The following is a 22,486-nucleotide window of genomic DNA, read 5'->3' on the forward strand; positions in this document are numbered from 1 at the left end:
TCTCATTCTTTTTATGAAAACCGGTTAAAACGCATTTTCCTGAGTGGGAGAAATGCTAGGACGTGCAGTTACTGGAGCAAAGCGATTCAGTAATAATCCAAAAATAGCCGCGAAGATATACATGAAGATGGAATAGACCGCAGCAGGCATGGCAACTGCAGTACTGGACATGACAGTAAGTGCAATAGTCATGGCAAGCGTACTGTTATGAATACCGATCTCGAAGGCACTGGCACGTGCCTGAGCGGAATTGATATTCATCAGTCGTGGAACAAAATAGCCAATTATTAAGCTGAAGAGACAGAACAGGGCGGTTGCTAAACCCACCTGAGTCAGATATTCGGCAATATTAGCGCGTTCACTATAAATTGCTCCGGCGATAATCAGTACTAGAAAGAGGACTGCAAAAATGCGAAGAGGCTTGTTTAACTTTACTGTAAGTGCAGGCGCATAATGACGAATCAACATACCAATCGCGACTGGTATAATAATGATACCAAACACTTGCAGAATCTTTCCGAACTGCAAGCTGATCTGCTGACTGTCCTGCATAAAATGCATAATGGAAAAGTTCATAATTAAAGGCAAGGTAAATGCAGCAACCACCGAATTGATCGCAGTCAAGGTAATATTGAGGGCTAGATCGCCTTTAAACAGATAGCTGAACAGATTTGCGGTACTGCCACCTGGCGATGCGGCCAGCAACATCAGACCAACAGCTAGTAAAGGTGGTAAAGTCAGAACTTTACATAGAATGAAAGCAATGCTTACCAGTAGAATTAATTGACAAAACAAGGCAACCAGCACTGCTTTAGGGTGCTGGCTTACCCGCGCAAAATCTTTGAGTGTGAGTTCGAGTCCTAATCCCACCATGATGATGGCGAGTGCGAGGGGGAGGAATATTGTTATGATGCCAGAGTCCATCTGCATGCTCCTTATAGAAATTTATTTTAATAGTTTTAAATTTTCTATAAAAAGCATACAGCTTAAGCAGGCATTTGACTTAGGAAGTTACAAATCTGATAAACGACTCTTGCCACTATAGCTAAGCTTTTGCTGACTAATCATAAAACCAAAAATACCGGCAAAAACGTACATGACAATTGAATAAATACCTGCAGGGATGGCAATGGTGACATTATTGAGGACAGAAATCGCAATCGTCATTGATACAGTTGTGTTGTGAATGCCGACTTCAAAGGTACAGGCGCGTGCCATCTTGTCTGGGATATCCATTAATAAAGGCAGGCAATAACCGAGAAACAGGCTGGAAAAACATAATATGGAAGTAGCAATCCCGATACTGGCAAAATATTCGATGATGTTAAAGCGCTCTTGGAAAATGGCATAAATCAAGAGCATGCTTAAAAAAGCGATAGATAGAAACCGCATTGGCATATGTACAATATCTGAAAGTTTTGGAAATTTTGCCCGAATCAGCATGCCGATCACAACCGGAATAATTGTAATCAGAAAAACCTGAGCCATTTTTTCAAGCGGTAAGCCGATGCCGGTATCCTGTCCTATAAAATAGTACAGGGACAGGTTCATAATAAAAGGTAAGGTGAAAATAGAAATAATCGTATTGATGGCGGTTAACGTGATATTAAGCGCCACATCACCTTTATAAAGATAGCTCAGCAGATTGGCAGTGGCACCTCCTGGAGAGGCAGCTAGCAGCATCATGCCTACAGCAAGCAATGGTGGCAGATCCAGTACCAGACAGATTAAAAAGGTTAAACCGGTTAAAATGACCAGTTGTGAGAATAAGACAATAAAAATCACCTTGGGATAACGACTAACATGCAGAAAATCCTTGACTGTTAACTGTAGTCCTAACCCCATCATCGTAATTGCCAAAGTAATCGGCAAAAACAAACTAAAAAACCCCGAATCCATGAAGTTTCCTTTTTATTATTCATTTTTTAGGTATGTTTTGAGTTTAGCGTAGATGAATAAATAAGCAATATAAAAACGGGTAAAATTTATGCATTTTACCCGTCAAGTTTCTGATTAAAAATATATTTAATCAGCTATATAGTGATTTACATCCCTGATTGAGATGGGGTTTGAGGCTGAGTTTGCATTTGTGGTTGAGACTGCATTTGTGACTGTGGACGTGGAGGGGTAAAGCCTAATGCACATTTACCATTGACCTGAGTGCCATTAATGGTTGCTGAAGTTTCGCCGCCTGAACTACAAGATGTATAAAGTTCAGGTTCATCGCCTTTGATATTGGTTGATGATGAAGGGAAGAACTGTTGCTGACAGGTACCATTCCAGATAATGCCGCGGTAAGCAAAACTTACAGGAGCGCCCTCTGATTTACCTTTACAAACTTGCTGGTATTTTTGGGCGTTATAAACCTTTTCGACTTTATCATTTGCTGAGGCTGCAAATGGAGCGAAACATAGACCGCAGAGCGCTGTTGCTAGGAAAATATTCTTATTCATCATGTATACCTTTGTTTGTAATGTGACCACTTTATAGATTAAAAACTAATCAATATTAAACAATATGAGTCGGGTAACTTTTTGAGTTTAGATGTTTAATTTATATAGTAAGTCTGCAAAGTTTAATTACATTGCTTTATAGGCGGACAGGGCAAATTCCAAAGGATAAATTCAAGTGATTTTGTCAACTTTGGAAGGAAGTTTGCTATAATGTTCAGCTATCCTTTTTCTATCTCTCTATTTACCACTATGCACTATCCTAAAGTATACGATGTCATTGTTATCGGTGGCGGTCACGCAGGTACGGAAGCAGCACTGGCTGCAGCACGTATGGGTCGACAGACATTACTCTTAACTCATAACATTGAGACTTTAGGGCAGATGAGCTGTAACCCGGCCATTGGCGGGATCGGTAAATCACATTTAGTGCGTGAAATTGATGCCTTGGGCGGTGCGATGGCGCTGGCTGCCGATAAAGGCGGTATTCAATTCCGTATTCTGAATTCACGTAAAGGCGCAGCAGTTCGTGCAACTCGTGCACAGGCTGACCGTGTTCGTTATAAAGCGGCGATTCGTGAGACTTTAGAAAATCAAGCGAATCTGGATATCTTTCAGCAAGCAGCAGATGACCTGATTGTTGAAGGCGATACTGTTAAAGGTGTCGTAACACAAATGGGTATTCGCTTTGATGCGAAAACTGTGGTGCTTACAGCAGGTACATTCTTAGGTGGTGTGATTCATATCGGTCTTAACAATGCTTCAGGTGGTCGTGCCGGCGATCCTCCTTCAATTTCACTAGCACATCGTTTACGTGAATTAAACTTGCCTGTAGGTCGTTTAAAAACTGGTACGCCACCACGTATTGATGCACGTTCAGTCGACTTCTCTGTCATGACACCGCAGCCGGGTGATTTCCCGTCTCCAACCATGTCATTTATGGGTGATGTGTCTATGCACCCTGAACAGGTGAATTGCTACATCACTCATACCAATGAACGTACTCATGAGATCATTCGTGGCGGTTTAGACCGTTCACCGATGTACACTGGTGTGATTGAAGGTGTAGGTCCACGCTATTGCCCATCGATTGAAGATAAGATTCATAAATTTGCTGATAAAGATTCACACCAAGTATTCCTTGAGCCTGAAGGCCTGGATACACATGAGCTTTATCCAAACGGTATTTCAACTTCTTTACCATTTGATGTTCAGTTTGAATTGGTGCGTTCAATCCGTGGTATGGAGAATGCACACATTCTTCGTCCGGGTTATGCGATTGAATACGATTACTTTAACCCGCAAGCATTGAAGTTCACTTTGGAAACCAAAGCGATCAATAACCTGTACTTTGCTGGTCAGATTAATGGTACTACTGGTTATGAAGAAGCGGGGGCACAAGGTCTGCTTGCAGGTTTGAATGCTGCACGTCGTGCATGGGATCAGGAACAATGGACACCAAAACGTGATGAAGCGTACATGGGTGTACTGGTTGATGACCTGATTACTTTGGGTACTAAAGAACCGTACCGTATGTTCACTTCACGTGCGGAATACCGTTTGATGCTTCGTGAAGACAATGCAGACCAACGTTTAACACCAGTCGGTCGTGAAATGGGTCTTGTAGATGATGAGCGTTGGGCTGCTTACTGCGAGAAAATGGAAGCGGTTGAACGTGAAACAGGTCGTTTGCAACACCTTTGGGCAGCGCCAAACAATCCAATGGGTAAAAAATTCGTTGAGATGACCGGAGCGGATCTTTCTAAAGAATGTTCTGCAATTGATTTGTTAAAACGTCCGAACATCACCTTCGCTCAAATTGCAGAATTGACAGGTTCAGAAGTTTCGCCACAAGTCGGTGATCAAATTGAGATTGCGGTGAAATACGAAGGTTATATCAACCGTCAGCATCAAGACGTTGCACAAATGAAACGTTTAGAGGAAACTAAGATTCCTGCTGATTTTGACTATGATGTTGTTTCAGGTCTTTCTCGTGAAATTACATTGAAGTTAAAAGATATTCGTCCTGAAACACTGGCTCAAGCAAGCCGTATTCCGGGTGTAACACCTGCGGCAGTTCAATTGGTGATGATTACGATTCGTAAGAATGCCCAAGCGAAAAAATCTGCATAAGATTTTGAAGTGATAAAAAACCCGCGTAATGCGGGTTTTTTATATTTAATGAAGTTAAAAAAATTAAAAGATCAATTATTTCATGAATAAATTCAGTAATTTTGCTATGTTAATTATGGGAAATGTACAACAATGAAGCTAAAACATGGATAGAGAAAAATACATACGGGGCGCGATTTACGGTTTACTTGTTGGTGATGCGGTAGGTGTGCCTTATGAGTTTAAAGTGCCGAGCCAGCTGCCTGATATTGAACAAATTGATATGATTCCCCCAAAAGGATTTGCGCGGACTTATGCCAGTCTTCCAATTGGAACGTGGTCAGATGATGGTGCACAAGCATTATGTTTGTTGGCCTCATTGTTAGATCAAAAGAAACTCAATCCTGAAGATTTTATGCAACGGATTTGCGATTGGTACCAATCAGGTTATATGGCTGTCGATGGTCAGGTATTCGATGTGGGAATTCAAACGGTTGATGCGATACATCGTTATCAATCGGGTATCTAGTTAAATCAAGTTGCGAAAAATGATGAATATGCCAATGGTAATGGTGCGCTGATGCGTGTATTGCCTTTAGCGCTCTGGCATCAAGGCTCTAATCGTGAATTAATAGAGGCGGCATTTATACAATCACATCTGACTCATGCGCATATCCGTTCTAAATTATGTTGTGCATTATATTGTTTATGGGTACGTAAAATTTTAGATGGTTGTTCTATTCAAGATTCATGGATAGAAGCAATTGAAATACTCAAGCGTGAATTGAGTGATCAGAATGGTGCGTTAGATGAGCTTGAGCACCATATTTTAAGTGATGACTGGGATCGACCGACAGGTACTGGCTATGTCGTAGATTGTTTAAAGTCGGCATATTACGCACTACAAGCTAGCGATTATGAAAAGGTGATTAAGACAGCAATTGCGCTGGGTAATGATACAGATACGACTGCATGTGTGGCGGGTGGTATAGCTGGTTTATATTATGGTGTAGATGCAATTCCATCATCTTGGATGAATCATTTACGAGGTAAAGAAATGGTGGAAGAATTGCTTGTGCAATGGTTGTAGAAATTTTCTAAAGAATGACTGCGATGATGTTGGGATTTGCTAAAATATTCAAAAGTTCCACATCTAGATCATTCCAATGCCATACCAACTCGTTGAACTCGATATCCAAGCCACAGACAACATCGCTTGCCCTCATTGCCATCAAGACATCATTAATTGGCAAGAAGAGCAGTATGTTCAACCCTGTGAACATACCTTATTTATTGCCATGGATATCGGTTTTGAATACATCACCGATGAATTTGAGCAAACCATGCAAAAAACGGTTGATGAGCTGCATGCCAATGATGACATCGTCAATATGTTCGAAGAAATCACTACAAGTACTTATCCGAATTATCTGATTTTAAAATCGGATCTAGGTGCGGCAGATTATTCGCGTTATATCGGTTTAACAGTGTAAGAATCTCATTACTATATAAGCAATAAAAAAGCACCCAAGGGTGCTTTTTTAATTTCAGGCCTGGCCTTCCACTTCTTCTACTTCATCATCATCTGCACTGTCCATGCCGAGTTCTTTCAGCTTACGGGTGAGCGTATTACGCCCCCAACCTAAAAGTTCCGCAGCATGACGCTTACGGCCACGGGTTTGTTGTAGTGCAGCATTAATGAGTGTGCGTTCAAACATTGGTGTAGCCACATCTAACAGCTTCATTTCGCCGTTTTTCAGTTTCTGGATTGCCCATTGACCCAGTAATTCATCCCAATGATGCGGCGCAATTTGATTCAGGTTTGGAATTGGAGCACCCGGATCTTGCTGCTGAATTGGAATCTGTTTTAATTCTGGTGGCAGATCTTCTGGATAAACTTCACGGCCTGTGATCATCACGGTTAGCCAGCGACAGGTATTTTCAAGCTGACGAACGTTCCCTTGCCAAGGCAGCTTCTGCATATATTCCTGAGTTTCAGGACGTAAGATTTTAGGATTTACACCCAGTTCTTTACCTGCACGCGCCAAGAAGTGCTGTGCCAGCATCGGAATATCTTCAGAGCGATGCGCCAGTTTAGGAATATGAATACGAATCACGTTTAGACGGTGATACAAGTCTTCGCGGAAGCGGCCGTCATGTACCAGTTTTTCCAAGTCCTGATGCGTTGCAGCCACAATACGTACATCAACTTTAACCGGAATGTGACCACCAACGCGATAGAATTCACCATCAGCTAGGACACGTAACAAACGTGTTTGTGTTTCAAAAGGCATGTCACCAATTTCATCCAGGAACAGCGTACCGCCGTTGGCCTGTTCAAAACGGCCTTGACGTTGCGTATTTGCACCGGTAAAAGCACCTTTTTCATGACCAAACAATTCAGTCTCAATCAGGTCTTTTGGAATCGCCGCCATGTTCAGTGCAATAAACGGTTTATTGCTACGAGGTGAATGGCGGTGCAGCGCATGCGCTACCAGTTCTTTACCTGTACCTGATTCACCATTAATCAGCACGGTAATATGTGATTGCGATAAACGGCCAATCGCACGGAAGACTTCCTGCATGGCTGGTGATTCACCAATAATCTCAGTCGATTGAATCGTTGGAGTAGACTTGGCAGATTCTTGCTGCTGTAATTTGGTGATATGCAAAATTGCACGATTAACCAGTGCCAATGCTTCATCAATATCAAATGGTTTTGGCAGGTATTCAAAAGCACCTGTTTGATAGCTGGATACCGCAGATTCCAGATCTGAATGCGCCGTCATAATAATAACCGGCAGATCAGGATTGGTATTTTTCACCTTGCCTAAAAAGGTCAGACCATCAATACCTGGCATACGGATATCGGTCAGTATCACATCAGGTGCATCTACGCCCAACTGATCAAGTGCTGACTGGGCTTCTTCAAAACTGGTAACGTCGAAGCCTTCTTCTTTAAATGTTTTTTCTAGTACCCAACGCATGGCACGATCGTCATCAATCACCCATATTTTATTTCGCGACATGATCTGACTCCCAAGGTAAAAATAAGCTAAATACGGTTTTTCCTGGAACTGACTGGCATTCAATCATTCCGTTATGTTGATGCATAATATTTTGAGCAATGCTGAGACCTAGTCCGGTACCTTTGGCACGGCTGGTCACCAGCGGGTAGAACACAGCTTCGATAATATCGTCTGGAACACCCGGACCATTATCTTCAATGTCGATTCGAACCACAGATCGGTGAATCACACCACTAATGGTATAAAGACGCTGAATCCGGGTTCTTAAAATAAGTTCCGGTTGATGCTCGACAAAGAAATCCTTGTTTTCTGTCATGGCCTGAACGGCATTCACGCAGATATTTAGCATGACCTGAATGAGCTGATCGCGATCTGCCAGAACTTCTGGCAGGGACAGATCATAGTCCCGGGTAATTTTAATTTTCTTTTTAGTCTGATTCACAATCAGTGAGCGGACGCGTTCTAAAGGCTCATGCACATTGACCATTTCATAGCTTGGTAACTGGCGTGAACCGAGCATGCTATCTGCCAGATTTCTCAGGCGATCCACTTCACTAATAATAATGTCAGTGAACTCTTTATATTTTGGATCTTCAAGGCTACGTGCCAGAAGCTGGGTTGCACCACGAATGCCACCGAGTGGATTCTTGATCTCATGTGCAACACCACGAATTAATTGGCGCGCAACTTGATGCTGCTGGATATAGTTTTCTTCACGTGAGATTTTCAGCATACGGTCACGCTGATTCAGCTCGATCAACAATAAAGGATGATTTCGCTTGCCCGCATTGAGCAGGGAAACCGTATAGTCCACATGAATGTCTTTAAAGTTGACGATGATCGTCGCCTCACGGCGAGTATAAGGTTGGCCAGTATGCAGTGTGTTATAGAGAGATTCTTCAGTATTGAATTCATCTGTTGGCGCTTGCAGTATATTTAATACCGGCGTGCCTGATGCGCGTAACAGGCTGACATCAAACATAGCCTCGCAGGCTGTATTTAAGTAATAAATATTCAGATGACTATCAACCAGCATAATGGCAGTGGTCAGGTTGTCCACCAAAAGGCGATAGTCGATGGAAAGAGGCTGATCCATTAGCGGTGGTTTTCCTGTATTAAAATGGCGCAATGGCATCTTCATAAAGCAAAATAACAATTTCAAAGTTCAGATTTGAGGCAAAATAAGCAAGATGCACGCCAACTTTAGAACTCTTGTTAAAATTTTGCTGAAAAATGCACGAAATCTGACAGGGATGCCCAATCAAACTCAGGTATAACGGATTAAATTGAGGCTGTAAACCTAAAATGATTCATTTTGGTGCATAAGCTTTTATATTGAATATTTTATGGCGTTATTTTAGTGCGTGATGCAAAGAGTGGCCATTTCAACTATTTTTATGATGCGAAAAGACATACAATACGCGCATTCTAGTGGAGCGCAGATTCATGAAGTCCCCCAAAGTCGGTTTTGTATCTTTAGGTTGTCCTAAGGCATTGGTAGATTCTGAACGAATTTTAACTCAGTTAAAGACTGAAGGTTATGATGTCGCATCGGATTATGACGGTGCTGATTTAGTAGTAGTAAATACCTGTGGTTTTATTGAATCTGCAGTACAAGAGTCTTTAGATGCCATCGGTGAAGCGATGAGCGCGAATGGTCGTGTAATCGTAACAGGTTGTCTAGGAAAAGACGAAGATAAAATTCGCCAAATGCACCCGAACGTCCTGAAAGTGACAGGTGCAGCGGCCTATGAAGAAGTGATGGATGCGGTACATGAATATGTTCCTGAGCCGCCAAAACACAATCCATTTATTGATTTAGTTCCTGAGCAAGGCATTCGTCTTACTCCGAAACACTATGCGTACTTGAAAATATCAGAAGGCTGTAACCACCGTTGTACCTTCTGCATCATTCCAAGTATGCGTGGTGATCTGGTTTCCCGTCCAGTTGGTTCTGTGCTTGAAGAAGCTGCAGCACTGAAACGTTCAGGTGTCAAAGAAGTACTCGTGATCTCCCAAGATACTTCTGCTTATGGTGTCGACACCAAATACAAACTGGACTTCTGGAACGGCCAGCCAGTTAAAACCAAATTCTATGACATGTGTGAAGCATTGGGTCAATTGGGCATCTGGGTGCGTCTGCACTATGTCTATCCATATCCACACGTAGATGCCGTGATCGATTTGATGGCTCAAGGCAAAATCCTGCCTTATCTGGATATTCCATTCCAGCATGCCAGCCCAAGAATCCTGAAACTGATGAAACGTCCAGCGCACAGTGAAAATACACTGGAGCGTTTAAAAGTATGGCGTGAGAAATGTCCTGACCTAGTCATCCGTTCTACATTTGTGGTGGGTTTCCCGGGCGAAACTGAAGAAGATTTCCAGATGCTTCTGGACTGGCTGAAAGAAGCACAACTGGATCGTGTGGGCTGTTTTACTTATTCACCAGTTGAAGGTGCGACAGCGAATGATCTTCCAGACCATGTGCCGGAAGAGATCAAGCAAGAACGTTATGAACGTTTCATGCAGGTTCAGCAGGAAATTTCAGCAGCGAAGCTACAAAAACGTATTGGCCAGAAAATGACTGTGCTAGTCGATGACCTGGAAGAAGAATTCCCGGTTGCTGTAGCACGCTCATATGCGGATGCGCCTGAAATTGATGGTAATGTTTTTGTTGAAGATATCGACAAAAGTGTGATTAAGGCAGGGGATTTGCTTGAAGTCGAAATCACTGATGCAGATGAATATGATTTATTTGCTAAGCTGATCTCAATCAAGTCTGCTTAAGATTTTGAATTAAAAGAATTTATATTAAATAATTTGGAGTTTTATGATGTTGGATTCTAAAAAGCCACGATTTGGTCGCATCCTGCTAAAGCTATCTGGTGAAGCACTGGCAGGGAACAAAGACATGGGTATCGATGCACAAGTGCTCGATCAGATGTCACTTTCTATTGCGCATCTCGTGGGTTTGGGTGTACAAGTCGGTATCGTCGTGGGCGGTGGTAACCTGTACCGTGGTAGCCAGTTGCAAAAAGACGGTCTTGTTGGTCGTGTAACTGGTGACCAGATGGGTATGCTGGCAACTGTCATGAACGGTCTGGCATTACGCGATGCTTTGGTACGCCGTAATATCAAAACCCGTTTGATGTCTGCATTACCGATTGGTGCAGTGGTTGAATCTTATTCTAGCCGCGATGCCATCCGTCATCTGACTCAAGGTGAAGTGTGCGTATTTGTTGCGGGTACAGGTAATCCGTTCTTTACTACGGATACAGCAGCATGCTTGCGTGGTATCGAGATTGAATCTGACCTGATCCTGAAAGCTACTAAGGTTGATGGTGTTTACAACAAAGATCCAAGCAAATACGAAGATGCCGTGAAATACGATACTTTGACATTTGATCAGGTGCTGGACGAGAAGTTGGGCGTCATGGATTTAACCGCGATCTGCTTATGTCGTGACCACAATGTGCCACTTCAAGTATTTGACATGAACAAATCTGGCGCATTGCTTTCAGTGGTGATGGGTGAAAAAGAAGGAACTCACGTCACCAATTAATGACGTGAGCTACAAAGCCCTTTATACTACCTCCTAATTTAGTAAATACATCTTTTAAGAATTAAGTAAGGAAGATCATATGATTAACGATCTTAAAAAAGACGCAGAAGAGCGTATGAACAAGTCTCTTGACTCGTTAGAACATGGTTTCGCTAAAGTTCGTACCGGACGTGCGCATCCATCAATTTTGAACGGCGTCATGGTTCCTTACTACGGCTCTGATGTGCCATTGAATCAGGTTGCAAACGTAGGCGTGGAAGATTCACGTACATTGCTGGTTCAACCATTTGAACGTTCAATGGTTGCTGCGATTGATAAGGCGATCCGTGAGTCTGATCTTGGTTTGAACCCGATTACTGCTGATGCGATCCGTGTACCGATGGCTGCACTAACTGAAGAAACCCGTCGTGACATGCAGAAAGTTGCACGTAACGAAGCTGAAAATGCCAAAGTTGCGATCCGTAATATCCGTCGTGATGTATTGGGTGACATCAAAGCATTGTTGAAAGAAAAAGAAATTTCTGAAGATGATGAACGTCGTGCATCTGACGAAATTCAGAAAATCACAGACAAATTTGTTGCTGAAGTTGACAAGCGCTTGGCTGCGAAAGAAGCTGAATTGATGAAGGTCTAATTCATCAATGACCGCTTCTGAAGAAAATTCTCGTCTTCCAAAACATGTTGCCATCATCATGGATGGCAACAATCGTTTTGCCAAAAAAAATCAGATGCAGAAAGGCGATGGACACCGTGAAGGAAAAACGGTTCTAGACCCGATTGTTGAACATTGTAGAAAAAGAAATATCCAGGCTTTAACGGTCTTTGCATTCTCCAGCGAAAACTGGAACCGTCCCCAATATGAGGTCGACCTGCTCATGAAGTTGTTGGAAGACACGATTCATGAACAGTTGCCACGTATGCAAAAATTTAATATTGCTTTACGTTTTATTGGTGATCGGTCGCGTTTATCTCCTGAACTGCAAGCATTGATGTTGCAAGCAGAACAAAGGACTGCTAATTTCGATAGTATGACGCTTACCATTGCAATCAGCTATGGTGGAATGTGGGACATGGCACAAGCTGCGAAGCAGATTGCTGCGGATGTTTTAACAAATAAATTAGATCTTGAAGCAATTGATACTGATGTGTTCGGTCAATATGTCAGTTTGAGTGACTTGCCGCCTGTTGATCTGCTGATTCGTACCGGTGGAGATTTCCGCCTGTCCAATTTCCTGCTCTGGCAGGCAGCATATGCAGAGCTGTATTTTACTGAGACCTTATGGCCAGAATTTACCGTAGAGGAATTCGATGACGCACTTGCTGTATTTGGCGGGCGCGAACGTCGTTTTGGTAAAACATCAGAGCAGATTCTTCAAGAAAGACTTGAGAATTAATACACATGTTTGAGCGGATTATAACCGCATTGGTGCTGGTCGCAGTCGTACTGAGCTGTATGTTTGCGACCAAATCACAATATCCAATGTTCGCATTGATGGTTGTGGCTGCCGGGGTGGCAGGCTATGAGTGGTTTAAACTCATGCCGCGAAAATGTAAAAATGTAATCAAGCCAGTGGCGTGGGGTTATGGTCTACTGACTGCAGCCTTATCTGCACTGGCTTTATACTATTGGGATGTGGCCTTATTATTATGGTCGGCATCTATCCTGACCTGGTTGCTGAGTATCTACTGGGTTAAAACCTATCCTGATTATGATGGCTGGTACAATGTCAGCTTGCACGGCATCGGGATTGTACTGGTTTCTGCTGCTGTTACAGCAATCTTCTCGGTTTGGCTAAACTCCCCATGGTGGTTGATGTACCTGTTTCTGCTGGTATGGGGTGCAGACAGTGGCGCTTACTTTGTTGGACGCAAATTCGGCAAGAAAAAACTCGCACCAAATGTCAGCCCAAACAAGTCGGTAGAAGGTCTATACGGCGGTATTCTTACCTCCATGCTCATCGTGGTTGTCGTCGCTTCACTTTATCTGGATATGACCTGGCCAGAGCTATGTCTGTTCCTGATCCTTTCTGTTATTACCGTGTTTAGTTCAGTGCTAGGTGACTTGTTTGAATCCATGATTAAGCGTCGTGCTGGAATCAAGGATTCGGGCCGTATTTTGCCGGGTCATGGTGGTGTACTAGATCGTATTGATTCTTTGCTTGCTGCAGCTCCTATCTTTGCAACAGGCATATATGTTTTAAAACTTATTGGCGTAGATTTATAAATGTCACAAGCTGTTTGTATACTGGGTGCTACAGGTTCAATTGGTCAAAGTACTTTAAAAATTTTGCAGCAACATCCTGAAGCTTACTCGGTTTTCGCTGTGACAGCGCAAAGTCGTATTACTGAGCTGGCAGAAATCTGTCAGCAGTACCGTCCTAAAGTGGCGGTAGTACCTGCAAATAAAGTCGATGAACTTTCTCAGTTGCTACAAGTGCAGGGCTTATCAGATATCGAAATTCTTCAGGATGAAGCGGGCTTAATTTCAGTCGCAGAGCATGCTGATGTTGATATCGTGATGGCAGCAATAGTCGGGGCGGCAGGTCTGCTTTCTACCTTGGCTGCAGTCAAAGCGGGTAAGCGTGTCCTATTGGCCAATAAAGAAGCCTTGGTCATGTCTGGTGACATCATGATGCAAGCCGCGCGAGATTATGGTGCACTCTTGTTGCCAGTCGACTCTGAACATAATGCTATTTTCCAATGCCTGCCTCAAAACTACTTTGATGCCGAACGCAATGGTCAACCTAAGCTCGGTGTTCATCAGATTTTACTGACTGCTTCTGGCGGTCCATTCCTGAACTATTCTCTTGAACAATTGCATGATGTGACACCTGCCCAAGCCTGCAAACATCCAAACTGGTCAATGGGGCAAAAGATTTCCGTAGATTCAGCTACTTTAATGAATAAAGGGCTGGAACTTATCGAAGCGTGTCATTTGTTTGCAGTTCAAGAACAATTTGTTACAGTTGTTGTGCATCCACAGAGTATTATTCATTCCATGGTGCAATATGTGGACGGGTCAACATTGGCACAAATGGGCAACCCGGATATGGGCACGCCAATTGCACATGCTTTGGCATGGCCACAACGGATCAGTACCCATATCCCGGCTCTGGATTTGTTTAAGCATTCACAACTGAATTTTCAGGAACCGGATGTGGTTCGTTTTCCGGCACTGAAATTAGCGCGTCAAGCCATGAAGAGTGGTGGAATTGCGCCTACAATTTTGAATGCGGCCAATGAAATTGCAGTTGCTGCATTTTTAAATCAGCAAATCAGATTTACCCAAATTCCTCAGGTGGTTGAAACTGTCCTGAACCAGATGGACAATCAACCAGCACAGGATCTGGATACTATCTTGCATGCAGATCACACAGCACGAGGTTTATCACAGCAATATGTTGTGAATAAAGGAAGTTAAGACATGAACGCCTTGTTTATTATTGCAGCCGCAATCCTATTACTCGGTCCCTTAATTGCGATTCACGAGTTTGGTCACTACATTGTGGCACGTAAACTGGGCGTTAAAGTACTGGTCTATTCCATTGGTTTTGGACCAACCCTTCTAAAGTGGACTTCCAAAAAATCCGGTATCCAATATCAGCTTTCAGCTTTGCCTTTGGGTGGTTATGTCAAAATGCTGGACGAGCGTGAAGGCAGTGTGGCAGAAGAAGACTTGCCTAAAGCCTTTAACCGTCAGCATCCCTGGAAACGTATTGCCATCGTTGCTGCGGGTCCTCTCATTAACCTGCTTTTAGCTGTTGTCCTGTTTTGGGTACTTTTTTTACCTGCACAGGAACAGCTGAATACTCGTGTAGGTAAGGTCTTACCAAACACACCTGCAGCCGCGGTACAGATGCAGCCGGGCGACAAGATTGTCGCTGTAGATGGTACACAAGTCGAAACTTGGGAAAAACTGAGTTATGCCTTGGTAGATCGTGTGGGTGAAACTGGTGTGGTTTCGATTCAGGCAGATCGTGCGGGTGAAAACAAGATATTCCAGTTACCAATTCAAGACTTTCTTAAAGATCAAAGTCAGTCACCTCTTGATACACTAGGTTTCTTGCCATATCGTCCGGAAATTCCGGCTGTGGTGAGCAAACTGAGTGAAGATGGTGCAGCCATTCGTCAGGGTCTTAAAGAAGGTGACAAGATTCTGGCGATTGATGGTGTACAGATGAAAGACTGGTTCGATGTGGTACAAGTGGTACAGGCATCACCAGAAAAATTACTTAGGATAGATGTATTACGTGGTAATCAGGTCGTGCATCTTCAGGTCATGCCGCAAGGCAAACGTGACAATATGGGGAATGTAACCGGTATGCTCGGAGTTCAAAGCGATCCGGGCAAGGTGACAATTCCTGCTGAATATAAACAGACGATTCACTATACGCCTGTTGAGGCGATGGTGATGGCCTTTGACAAGACAGCACATCTGTCTTCAATGATTCTGAACTCGATCGTCAAAATGGTACGTGGTCTGATTGGTCTGGATAATCTTTCTGGCCCGATTACCATTGCCAAAGTGGCGGGACAAAGCGCGGAAATGGGTTGGGAAACTTTTATTTCCTTTATGGCGCTAATGAGTGTAAGTTTAGGGATATTAAACTTATTGCCAATCCCAATGCTTGATGGCGGACATCTGGTTTATTATTTTATCGAATTAATTCGTGGTAAACCTGTTTCTGAACAAATACAATTGATTGGATTAAAAATTGGTATGGTACTGCTCGGCAGTATGATGCTTTTGGCATTATTTAATGACTTTATGCGTTTATAATAACGTAAATGGAATAATTAACAGCGGAAAAGACTGGCATGCAGCACACACATTTATTTATGCCTTTGGCACTCGTTAGTGCAATGGCAGTAGCACAACAAGTATATGCGGCAGAAGACTTCATTGTACAAGATATAAAATTTGATGGATTGGTGCGTTTAACTCCTGAAAATGTGTACGGCTTGGTGCCAATCAACAGTGGTGACCGGGTGAATGATCCGATTATTGCCAATGCGATTCGTAGCCTGTATGCATCTGGGCTATTTGATGACATTAAAGCCATTCAGCAGGGCAATACCTTGGTATTCCAGGTCGTAGAACGTCCGGTAATTTCGAAAATTGAGCTGAAAGGCAATAAGCTGATTCCAAAGGAAGCACTGGAAGAAGGCCTGAAAAAAATGGGTCTGGCTGAAGGTGAGGTACTGAAGAAATCTGCACTGCAAACAGTCGAAACCGAGCTGGAACAGCAATATATGCAGCAAGGTCGTTATGATGCCGATATTACGGTAACAACGACACCGCGACCAAATAACCGCGTTGAAGTGCTGATTGATTTTGTTGAAGGTAAAGCCGCTAAAGTTTTTGATATCAATATTATCGGCAATACTGTCTTTAAAGAATCAGATATCAAGCAGGCTTTCGCTGTTAAAGAAAGTGGCTGGAGCTCGGTCATTTCACGTAATGACCGTTATGCACGTGAAAAAATGGCTGCGAGCCTGGAAGCTTTACGTGCGATGTATCTGAACCGTGGTTACATCAACTTCAATATTACCAATTCAAGTCTGAACCTGAGTGAAGATAAAAAGAATGTCTTTATTGAAGTTTCAGTCAATGAAGGCGAACAGTTTAAGTTTGGACAAACCAAATTCTTGGGCGATGCGCTTTATAAACCTGAAGAGTTACAAGCTTTGCAGTTGTATAAAGAAGGCGACACTTACTCTCAGGAACGAGTGAATGCGGTCAAACAGCTATTGCTACGTAAATATGGTAATGCTGGTTATTACTATGCTGAAGTAAATGTTGTACCTCAAATCAATAACGAAACTAAACAGGTTGACCTGAACTACTATATTAATCCGGGTCAACAAGTAACTGTGCGTCGGATCAACTTCACAGGTAATTCTAAAACTGCCGATGAAGTATTGCGTCGTGAAATGCGCCAGATGGAAAGTGCGCTGGCAAGCAATGAGAAGATTGACCTGTCTAAAGTACGTTTAGAGCGTACTGGTTTCTTTAAAACAGTTGATATCAAACCTGTTCGTATTCCAGGATCACCGGATCAAATTGATTTGAATGTGGCAGTTGAAGAACAGCATTCAGGTACAAGTACTCTAGCTGTTGGTTTCTCTCAAAGTGGTGGTGTAACGTTCCAGGCTGGATTAAGTCAGACTAACTTCCTGGGTACAGGGAACAGCGTTTCGATTGATCTGTCACGTTCTGAAACTCAAGATTATTATAACTTGAGTGTAATGGACCCGTACTTCACGATTGATGGTGTACGTCGCGGTTATAATCTTTACTACCGTAAAACAAAGTTGGATGATGACTATAACGTAAATAACTATGTTACAGACAGCTTGGGTGGCGGTATTAATTTTGGTTATCCAATTGATGAGAACCAGAGTGTAAGTTTGGGTCTGAATATAGACCAGACTGAAGTTACTACAGGGCCATACGTATCTACATATGTGGCTGACTATCTGGAACGTAATGGCGGTAAAGAAACCAAGCGTGGTGACTTCTGTCCAGGTCAGGTTGAATCTGCAACAGGCAACTGTGTAGATGCAGATGGTGATCCACTTGATACTATTTCATATGGTCAAGAGTTTAAGGGTGATTTCTTGACCTATAACCTGAATCTGGGTTGGTCTTATAACACCTTGAACCGTCCAATGTTCCCGACTACAGGTATGTCACATCGTGTCAATGCAGAAATTGCCTTGCCGGGTAGTGATGTGGAATATCAAAAGCTCACCTATGACGCTCAAGCTTTCTTCCCATTAGGCAAAGACTTTGTTCTGCGTGGTTATGGTCGTTTAGGTTATGGTAATGACCTGCCTTTCTATAAGAACTTCTATGCCGGTGGTTATGGTTCGGTACGTGGTTATGAAAACAGTACCTTAGGTCCTAAATATCCAGGCGTATATTTCTCTGACATCGGCCGAACTGATCCATCCCCAGAAGAAGTGGGCGGTAATGCTTTAGTTCAGTTTGGTACTGAGTTAGTGCTGCCTGTTCCATTTAAGGGAGATTGGGCGCGTCAGGTTCGTCCAGTACTCTTTGCTGAAGGTGCTCAAGTATTTGATACTCAGTGTGATGTATCTAATGATAATATTTTCGTGAATGGCAGCTCGATTAGTGGTAAACAGTACTGTAAAGATAACTTTGGTTTCGATGCAGGCAATATGCGTTATAGCGTAGGTGCTGGTTTCACCTGGATTACCATGATTGGTCCATTATCACTGAGCTATGCATACCCGTTGAATGATAAAGACGGTGATGAAACTCAAAATGTTCAATTTGAAATTGGACGTACTTTCTAAGAATACTTTGATCTTAAATACAGATTTTGCTCATAAAGCCATCAGGTTTTGTGAGCAAAATTTTTTGAATGGGTAAAAACATGAAAAAAATGATGATGGCAATGGGTATTGCTTTAGCGAGTTTAACTTCATTGTCACATGCGGATGATTACGGAATTGTTGATCTGGAAAAAGTAGTACAAAACAGTACCTATTTAAAGCAGCAAAATGCCACTCTGGAAAATGAAATCAAGCCGCAAACTGCCCAGATTGCACAGTTTCAAAAAGACCTTGCTGCAATCAAGCAAAAAGGCCAGGCTGCAAAAACACAGGCAGAACGTGAAAAAATAGCCAAAGAATTTGAAGGCAAAGCGACTCAACTGGCAGGTGTACAGCAACAGGTACAGGCAACTGTACAAACGCGCATGCAAAGTGTAAATAAGGCTTTTGAAGGAAATTTGAAGCGTGCTGCTGAACAATTACGCCAAGAAAACAAGCTAGATGTGGTTTTAAATAAAAATTCCGTACTTGCTTATGACGCGAAGTATGATTTAACTGATAAAATGATTCAAAAGGTTAATGCAATTAAATAATCGATGAATTATCAAAAACTTCAGTTAGCTGACCTCGCTCGTCTTGTCCAAGGTGAGTATGTAGGTCAGGCAGATTTATGTTTGAGAGGTTTGGCAAGTCTTGAAAATGCAACCTCTCATGACCTTGCATTTGTCAATGCAGATAAATATCTGGAACAGGCAACTCAGAGTAAGGCGGGCGCTTTAATTGTGACTGCTGAATTAAAAGAGCAGCTAACTTCCCAGCAGAACTTCATTGTCGTAGCCAATCCTTATCTGGCTTTTGCAATTCTGACTCACGTTTTTGAGAAAAAACATACGACTCAGGGAATTGAAAGTACCGCACAAATTCATCCATCTGCCATCATTGCTGACAGTGCCTATATTGGCCACTATGCCGTCATTGGTGAGAATTGTGTGGTGGGTGAAAATACGATTATCCAGTCACACGTTCAGATCGACGACCAGGTTGAAATTGGTCGGGACTGTTTTATTGATGCACATGTGACTTTAACAAGTGCTACAAAAATCGGTAATCGTGTTCGGATCCATGCCAATACCGTGATTGGTAGTGAAGGTTTTGGGTTTGCACCTTATCAAGGTAAATGGCATCGAATTGCCCAGTTGGGTTCAGTCCGTATTGCAGATGATGTCCGGATCGGTTCAAACTGTAGTATTGACCGGGGTGCACTGGATGACACAATTCTGGAACAAGGTGTCATTATTGATAATCTTGTGCAAATTGCCCATAACGTCAAGATTGGTGAAAATACTGCGATTGCAGCCAAATGCGGGATTGCCGGTAGTACCACAATTGGCAAAAACTGTATTCTCGCGGGAGCCTGTGGGGTAGCAGGACACCTACATATCACCGATAATGTGACCTTGACAGGAATGTCAATGGTGACAAATAACATTACTGAAGAAGGTACTTATTCTTCAGGCATGGGATTGTTGCCAAATCAGCAATGGAAACGCACAGTGGTTCGCTTAAGACAATTAGCAGATGTGCCATTGACCCAGTTGGTGAAACGATTGGATCATATGCAATCTCAAATTGAGTCCATTGAATCAACATTTAAGTTGCGTAAATAATTATGATGACAGAGTCGAATTTGCCTACATTCACGAAGCCTGAATTGCCAATGAATATTCAAAAGATTCGTGAATATTTGCCCCATCGCTATCCATTCTTACTGGTTGATCGCGTTGTCGATATTACCGAAAATGGCATTGTTGGTTATAAAAACGTCTCAATTAATGAAGAGTTTCTGCAAGGCCATTTTCCGAACTATCCAATCATGCCAGGCGTATTGATTGTAGAGGCATTAGCGCAGATCTCAGGTATCCTTGGTTTTGTCATGAATAATGAAACTCCAAAAGAAGGTTCATTATTTCTTTTTGCTGGCGCTGAGAAGGTTCGATTTAAAAAACAAGTGGTTGCTGGCGACCAATTAGTACTTAAATCTGAATTAGTGATGCAAAAACGTGGCATTTATAAATATAATTGTATTGCCACAGTAGATGGCATTGTCGCAACAACCGCGGAAATTATGGTTTCCCATCTGAAAGTCGAGCAGGCATGAGCAATAATCCCCTAATTCATCCAACTGCCATCATTGACGCATCTGCAGTAATTGCTGCAGATGTACAGATTGGCCCTTACTGTATTATTGGGCCAAATGTCACGATTGGTGCTGGTACCAAACTGCATTCACATGTCGTGGTGGGTGGTTTCACACGTATTGGTGAACATAATGAAATTTTTCAGTTCGCCAGTGTCGGTGAAGTCTGCCAGGATCTGAAATATGCAGGCGAGGAAACCTGGCTGGAAATTGGTGATTATAACAAGATCCGTGAACACTGCAGTCTGCACCGTGGTACGGTGCAAGACAAAGGTATTACCAAGATTGGCAGTCATAACCTGTTAATGGTAAATACCCATATTGCACATGACTGTATGGTTGGTGATCATAATATTTTCGCAAATAATGTCGGTGTGGCGGGTCACGTACACGTAGGCGATTATGTCGTGATTGGTGGTAACTCAGGTATTCACCAGTTCTGTAAAATTGACTCTTACAGCATGATTGGTGGTGCTTCACTGATTCTGAAAGATGTTCCTGCCTATGTGATGGTATCGGGTAACCCGGCCCATGCATTTGCCATGAATGTTGAAGGCATGCGTCGTAAAGGCTGGTCGAAAGACGTGATTAATGGTTTACGTGAATCCTTTAAGCTAATTTACAAGTCTGGCTTAACGACTCAGGAAGCCATCGAGAAAATCCGTAACGAGATTCTTCCAGAAGTTTCAGAAGCACAACGTCTGATTGATTCACTCGAACAATCAAAGCGTGGCATTGTGCGCTAAGCTAAATAAATGAAAGTAGAATTAAAAAAAAGACACCTTCGTGGTGTCTTTTTTTATGGGAATTTTATCTACTTCAAAAATTTAACTTCTTCAGCTTTCGGATAGTTCTTGAGTAGTTTCGCTTTATATTGCGAAGCAAGAGTAGTGTTCTTTTCGACATCCTTACTAATATTATAAAGCTGATAAAGGGCAGTAGAGGCTTTTGCAGAATTCGGATAGCGGTCAACCACGATCAGATAATTCTTCTTTGCTTCATTAAAATTCGGTGGGTCAATCGACAGGTTAAATTCGGCTAACCAGAAGTGAGCATTGCTGATATAGACGCTATTCGGATTATTCTTGATGAAATTCTGCATGGGTGCAATGGCTTTAGCTGCACCACCATTTTTATAGGCATCCAGTGCAATGGTATAAGCCGCTTTTTCCTGCTCACTCGGCTGTTGCGTTGTAGATGCCTGATTGGTCGCTACTGGAGCATTAGAGCTTACACTGGGAGAAATATCCTGTTGGTTATCCTCCGCGGGAGTATCTTCAGCAGGTTCAATTTTTTGCTGTAATAGTTCCAGACGTTGATCCAGATCGGCATAGCGGTTGGTTAATTCGCTCTTTAATCTCTCGATCTCATTTTCTTGTTCTTCGATTTTTCCACGTAAACTGCGTAGATCATTTTCAAGCTGCTGGTTTTTTTGCATAAGCTGCCAGCTGGTATTGGTCTGAGGTGCATCTGCGCCTGTAGCAATGGCAGATTGAGTGCTGATATTATTTGATTGAGCACCTTGGCTGAGTCCACGTGATTCGATAGGAATCGCAGCAAAAAGAGAGGTTGTACAGAGTGCAGTGAGGGCACACAATACCTGTTTCTTAAACATCATATAAGTTCCATGATTCTTGGCGAGATTATGTATCCGCAGCTCATTTATTCTAAAAGAGATAACCCGTTTATAGCTTCACATTTAAAACGGCATTTTTAGAAATTGCAACAAGGTTTTACAAAGATCATGTGAATTTCGATATTCATGAATTAATTGTGAAGAATATTAAAAAATCAGCATCTTGGGGCATATTGTTTTTAAAATAATCAAACG

Annotated in this window: 20 protein-coding genes and 1 pseudogene; 15 read left to right on the forward strand and 6 right to left on the reverse strand. The window is 42.5% G+C overall.

Features of this window, described 5'->3' with window-relative positions; translation table 11 throughout:
- Nucleotides 1-24 precede the first annotated feature (24 nt).
- From FTU46_RS02820 to FTU46_RS02830, 3 genes are all read right to left on the reverse strand, one after another.
- The gene (locus FTU46_RS02820; protein WP_180053918.1) at nt 25-924 is read right to left on the reverse strand and encodes a bile acid:sodium symporter family protein; all 900 of its coding nucleotides are present in this window, start codon (nt 922-924) and stop codon (nt 25-27) included.
- An 87-nt stretch (nt 925-1,011) separates the two neighbouring features.
- Complete coding sequence (locus tag FTU46_RS02825; RefSeq protein WP_179992304.1) at nt 1,012-1,899, reverse strand: bile acid:sodium symporter family protein; 888 nt, start codon at nt 1,897-1,899, stop codon at nt 1,012-1,014.
- Nucleotides 1,900-2,045: 146 nt separating this feature from the next.
- Nucleotides 2,046-2,453 carry a hypothetical protein gene (locus FTU46_RS02830; RefSeq protein ID WP_180104293.1) on the reverse strand — a complete coding sequence of 136 codons (408 nt, stop codon included), beginning with the start codon at nt 2,451-2,453 and terminating at the stop codon, nt 2,046-2,048.
- A gap of 249 nt (nt 2,454-2,702) precedes the next feature.
- On the opposite strand from FTU46_RS02830, the gene mnmG reads away from it, so the two are divergent.
- The 3 genes and pseudogenes from mnmG (at nt 2,703) to FTU46_RS02845 (ending at nt 6,055) form a co-directional block, all read left to right on the forward strand.
- Nucleotides 2,703-4,583, forward strand: coding sequence for a tRNA uridine-5-carboxymethylaminomethyl(34) synthesis enzyme MnmG (mnmG, locus tag FTU46_RS02835; RefSeq protein ID WP_180104312.1), 1,881 nt, complete (start codon nt 2,703-2,705; stop codon nt 4,581-4,583).
- A gap of 145 nt (nt 4,584-4,728) precedes the next feature.
- Nucleotides 4,729-5,652: pseudogene (locus FTU46_RS02840) on the forward strand (ADP-ribosylglycohydrolase family protein).
- Nucleotides 5,653-5,728: 76 nt separating this feature from the next.
- Entirely contained in the window at nt 5,729-6,055 is a 327-nt protein-coding gene (locus FTU46_RS02845; protein ID WP_180104294.1) for a hypothetical protein, read from the forward strand.
- Between the two features lie 54 nt (nt 6,056-6,109).
- Here FTU46_RS02845 and glnG read toward each other — a convergent pair whose 3' ends face one another.
- Together glnG and glnL are read right to left on the reverse strand one after the other, a co-directional pair.
- On the reverse strand, nt 6,110-7,591 hold the full coding sequence (gene glnG, locus FTU46_RS02850) for a nitrogen regulation protein NR(I) (RefSeq protein ID WP_180104295.1): 1,482 nt from the start codon (nt 7,589-7,591) through the stop codon (nt 6,110-6,112).
- Nucleotides 7,578-8,687 (reverse strand): nitrogen regulation protein NR(II), encoded by a 1,110-nt coding sequence (gene glnL, locus FTU46_RS02855; RefSeq protein WP_180104296.1) that lies wholly within the window; start codon nt 8,685-8,687, stop codon nt 7,578-7,580. Before glnL ends, glnG begins: the two co-directional genes overlap by 14 nt.
- A 350-nt stretch (nt 8,688-9,037) precedes the next feature.
- Between glnL and rimO the strand changes: the two genes are divergently transcribed.
- The 12 genes from rimO to lpxA all read left to right on the forward strand — a co-directional run bounded on the left by rimO (nt 9,038) and on the right by lpxA (nt 21,401).
- Complete coding sequence (gene rimO, locus FTU46_RS02860; protein WP_004786172.1) at nt 9,038-10,381, forward strand: 30S ribosomal protein S12 methylthiotransferase RimO; 1,344 nt, start codon at nt 9,038-9,040, stop codon at nt 10,379-10,381.
- 46 nt (nt 10,382-10,427) lie between these two features.
- On the forward strand, nt 10,428-11,156 hold the full coding sequence (gene pyrH, locus FTU46_RS02865) for a UMP kinase (RefSeq protein WP_004786170.1): 729 nt from the start codon (nt 10,428-10,430) through the stop codon (nt 11,154-11,156).
- A 79-nt stretch (nt 11,157-11,235) separates the two neighbouring features.
- A complete protein-coding gene (gene frr, locus FTU46_RS02870; protein ID WP_005235283.1) occupies nt 11,236-11,790 on the forward strand; it encodes a ribosome recycling factor in 555 nt (184 codons plus the stop codon).
- A 7-nt stretch (nt 11,791-11,797) separates the two neighbouring features.
- Nucleotides 11,798-12,550 (forward strand): polyprenyl diphosphate synthase, encoded by a 753-nt coding sequence (gene uppS / locus FTU46_RS02875; protein ID WP_179992307.1) that lies wholly within the window; start codon nt 11,798-11,800, stop codon nt 12,548-12,550.
- A 5-nt stretch (nt 12,551-12,555) separates the two neighbouring features.
- Nucleotides 12,556-13,380 carry a phosphatidate cytidylyltransferase gene (locus tag FTU46_RS02880; RefSeq protein ID WP_034702638.1) on the forward strand — a complete coding sequence of 275 codons (825 nt, stop codon included), beginning with the start codon at nt 12,556-12,558 and terminating at the stop codon, nt 13,378-13,380.
- Nucleotides 13,381-14,577 carry a 1-deoxy-D-xylulose-5-phosphate reductoisomerase gene (gene ispC, locus FTU46_RS02885; RefSeq protein WP_180104297.1) on the forward strand — a complete coding sequence of 399 codons (1,197 nt, stop codon included), beginning with the start codon at nt 13,381-13,383 and terminating at the stop codon, nt 14,575-14,577.
- 3 nt (nt 14,578-14,580) lie between these two features.
- Nucleotides 14,581-15,936: an RIP metalloprotease RseP gene (gene rseP / locus FTU46_RS02890; RefSeq protein ID WP_180104298.1), complete on the forward strand. Its 1,356-nt coding sequence runs from the start codon at nt 14,581-14,583 to the stop codon at nt 15,934-15,936.
- Between the two features lie 83 nt (nt 15,937-16,019).
- Nucleotides 16,020-18,479, forward strand: coding sequence for an outer membrane protein assembly factor BamA (gene bamA, locus FTU46_RS02895; RefSeq protein ID WP_373686577.1), 2,460 nt, complete (start codon nt 16,020-16,022; stop codon nt 18,477-18,479).
- A gap of 80 nt (nt 18,480-18,559) precedes the next feature.
- Nucleotides 18,560-19,051 (forward strand): OmpH family outer membrane protein, encoded by a 492-nt coding sequence (locus FTU46_RS02900; RefSeq protein WP_218951162.1) that lies wholly within the window; start codon nt 18,560-18,562, stop codon nt 19,049-19,051.
- Between the two features lie 3 nt (nt 19,052-19,054).
- Nucleotides 19,055-20,125, forward strand: a complete 1,071-nt coding sequence (gene lpxD / locus FTU46_RS02905) for a UDP-3-O-(3-hydroxymyristoyl)glucosamine N-acyltransferase (protein WP_180104301.1) — start codon at nt 19,055-19,057, stop codon at nt 20,123-20,125.
- Nucleotides 20,126-20,130: 5 nt separating this feature from the next.
- Complete coding sequence (fabZ, locus tag FTU46_RS02910) at nt 20,131-20,616, forward strand: 3-hydroxyacyl-ACP dehydratase FabZ (RefSeq protein ID WP_171064833.1); 486 nt, start codon at nt 20,131-20,133, stop codon at nt 20,614-20,616.
- Nucleotides 20,613-21,401, forward strand: coding sequence for an acyl-ACP--UDP-N-acetylglucosamine O-acyltransferase (gene lpxA, locus FTU46_RS02915; protein ID WP_004786156.1), 789 nt, complete (start codon nt 20,613-20,615; stop codon nt 21,399-21,401). Before fabZ ends, lpxA begins: the two co-directional genes overlap by 4 nt.
- Before the next feature lie 68 nt (nt 21,402-21,469).
- Here the strand turns inward: lpxA and FTU46_RS02920 are convergent, their stop codons facing one another.
- Nucleotides 21,470-22,273, reverse strand: a complete 804-nt coding sequence (locus tag FTU46_RS02920; RefSeq protein ID WP_125278335.1) for a YbgF trimerization domain-containing protein — start codon at nt 22,271-22,273, stop codon at nt 21,470-21,472.
- Between the last annotated feature and the right edge of the window lie 213 nt (nt 22,274-22,486).

The sequence above is a fragment of the Acinetobacter sp. YH12108 genome, assembly GCF_013419055.1.
Taxonomy (GTDB): Bacteria; Pseudomonadota; Gammaproteobacteria; order Pseudomonadales; family Moraxellaceae; genus Acinetobacter.

Coding starts and splice junctions, on each gene's coding strand:
- glnG (WP_180104295.1), bottom strand. CDS start 7,591: ATGTCGCGAAATAAAATATGGGTGATTGATGACGATCGTGCCATGCGT.
- lpxA (WP_004786156.1), top strand. CDS start 20,613: ATGAGCAATAATCCCCTAATTCATCCAACTGCCATCATTGACGCATCT.
- FTU46_RS02845 (WP_180104294.1), top strand. CDS start 5,729: ATGCCATACCAACTCGTTGAACTCGATATCCAAGCCACAGACAACATC.
- rimO (WP_004786172.1), top strand. CDS start 9,038: ATGAAGTCCCCCAAAGTCGGTTTTGTATCTTTAGGTTGTCCTAAGGCA.
- FTU46_RS02820 (WP_180053918.1), bottom strand. CDS start 924: ATGGACTCTGGCATCATAACAATATTCCTCCCCCTCGCACTCGCCATC.
- rseP (WP_180104298.1), top strand. CDS start 14,581: ATGAACGCCTTGTTTATTATTGCAGCCGCAATCCTATTACTCGGTCCC.
- pyrH (WP_004786170.1), top strand. CDS start 10,428: ATGTTGGATTCTAAAAAGCCACGATTTGGTCGCATCCTGCTAAAGCTA.
- FTU46_RS02830 (WP_180104293.1), bottom strand. CDS start 2,453: ATGAATAAGAATATTTTCCTAGCAACAGCGCTCTGCGGTCTATGTTTC.
- bamA (WP_373686577.1), top strand. CDS start 16,020: ATGGCAGTAGCACAACAAGTATATGCGGCAGAAGACTTCATTGTACAA.
- FTU46_RS02920 (WP_125278335.1), bottom strand. CDS start 22,273: ATGATGTTTAAGAAACAGGTATTGTGTGCCCTCACTGCACTCTGTACA.
- uppS (WP_179992307.1), top strand. CDS start 11,798: ATGACCGCTTCTGAAGAAAATTCTCGTCTTCCAAAACATGTTGCCATC.
- lpxD (WP_180104301.1), top strand. CDS start 19,055: ATGAATTATCAAAAACTTCAGTTAGCTGACCTCGCTCGTCTTGTCCAA.
- FTU46_RS02900 (WP_218951162.1), top strand. CDS start 18,560: ATGAAAAAAATGATGATGGCAATGGGTATTGCTTTAGCGAGTTTAACT.
- mnmG (WP_180104312.1), top strand. CDS start 2,703: ATGCACTATCCTAAAGTATACGATGTCATTGTTATCGGTGGCGGTCAC.
- FTU46_RS02825 (WP_179992304.1), bottom strand. CDS start 1,899: ATGGATTCGGGGTTTTTTAGTTTGTTTTTGCCGATTACTTTGGCAATT.
- glnL (WP_180104296.1), bottom strand. CDS start 8,687: ATGGATCAGCCTCTTTCCATCGACTATCGCCTTTTGGTGGACAACCTG.
- fabZ (WP_171064833.1), top strand. CDS start 20,131: ATGACAGAGTCGAATTTGCCTACATTCACGAAGCCTGAATTGCCAATG.
- frr (WP_005235283.1), top strand. CDS start 11,236: ATGATTAACGATCTTAAAAAAGACGCAGAAGAGCGTATGAACAAGTCT.
- FTU46_RS02880 (WP_034702638.1), top strand. CDS start 12,556: ATGTTTGAGCGGATTATAACCGCATTGGTGCTGGTCGCAGTCGTACTG.
- ispC (WP_180104297.1), top strand. CDS start 13,381: ATGTCACAAGCTGTTTGTATACTGGGTGCTACAGGTTCAATTGGTCAA.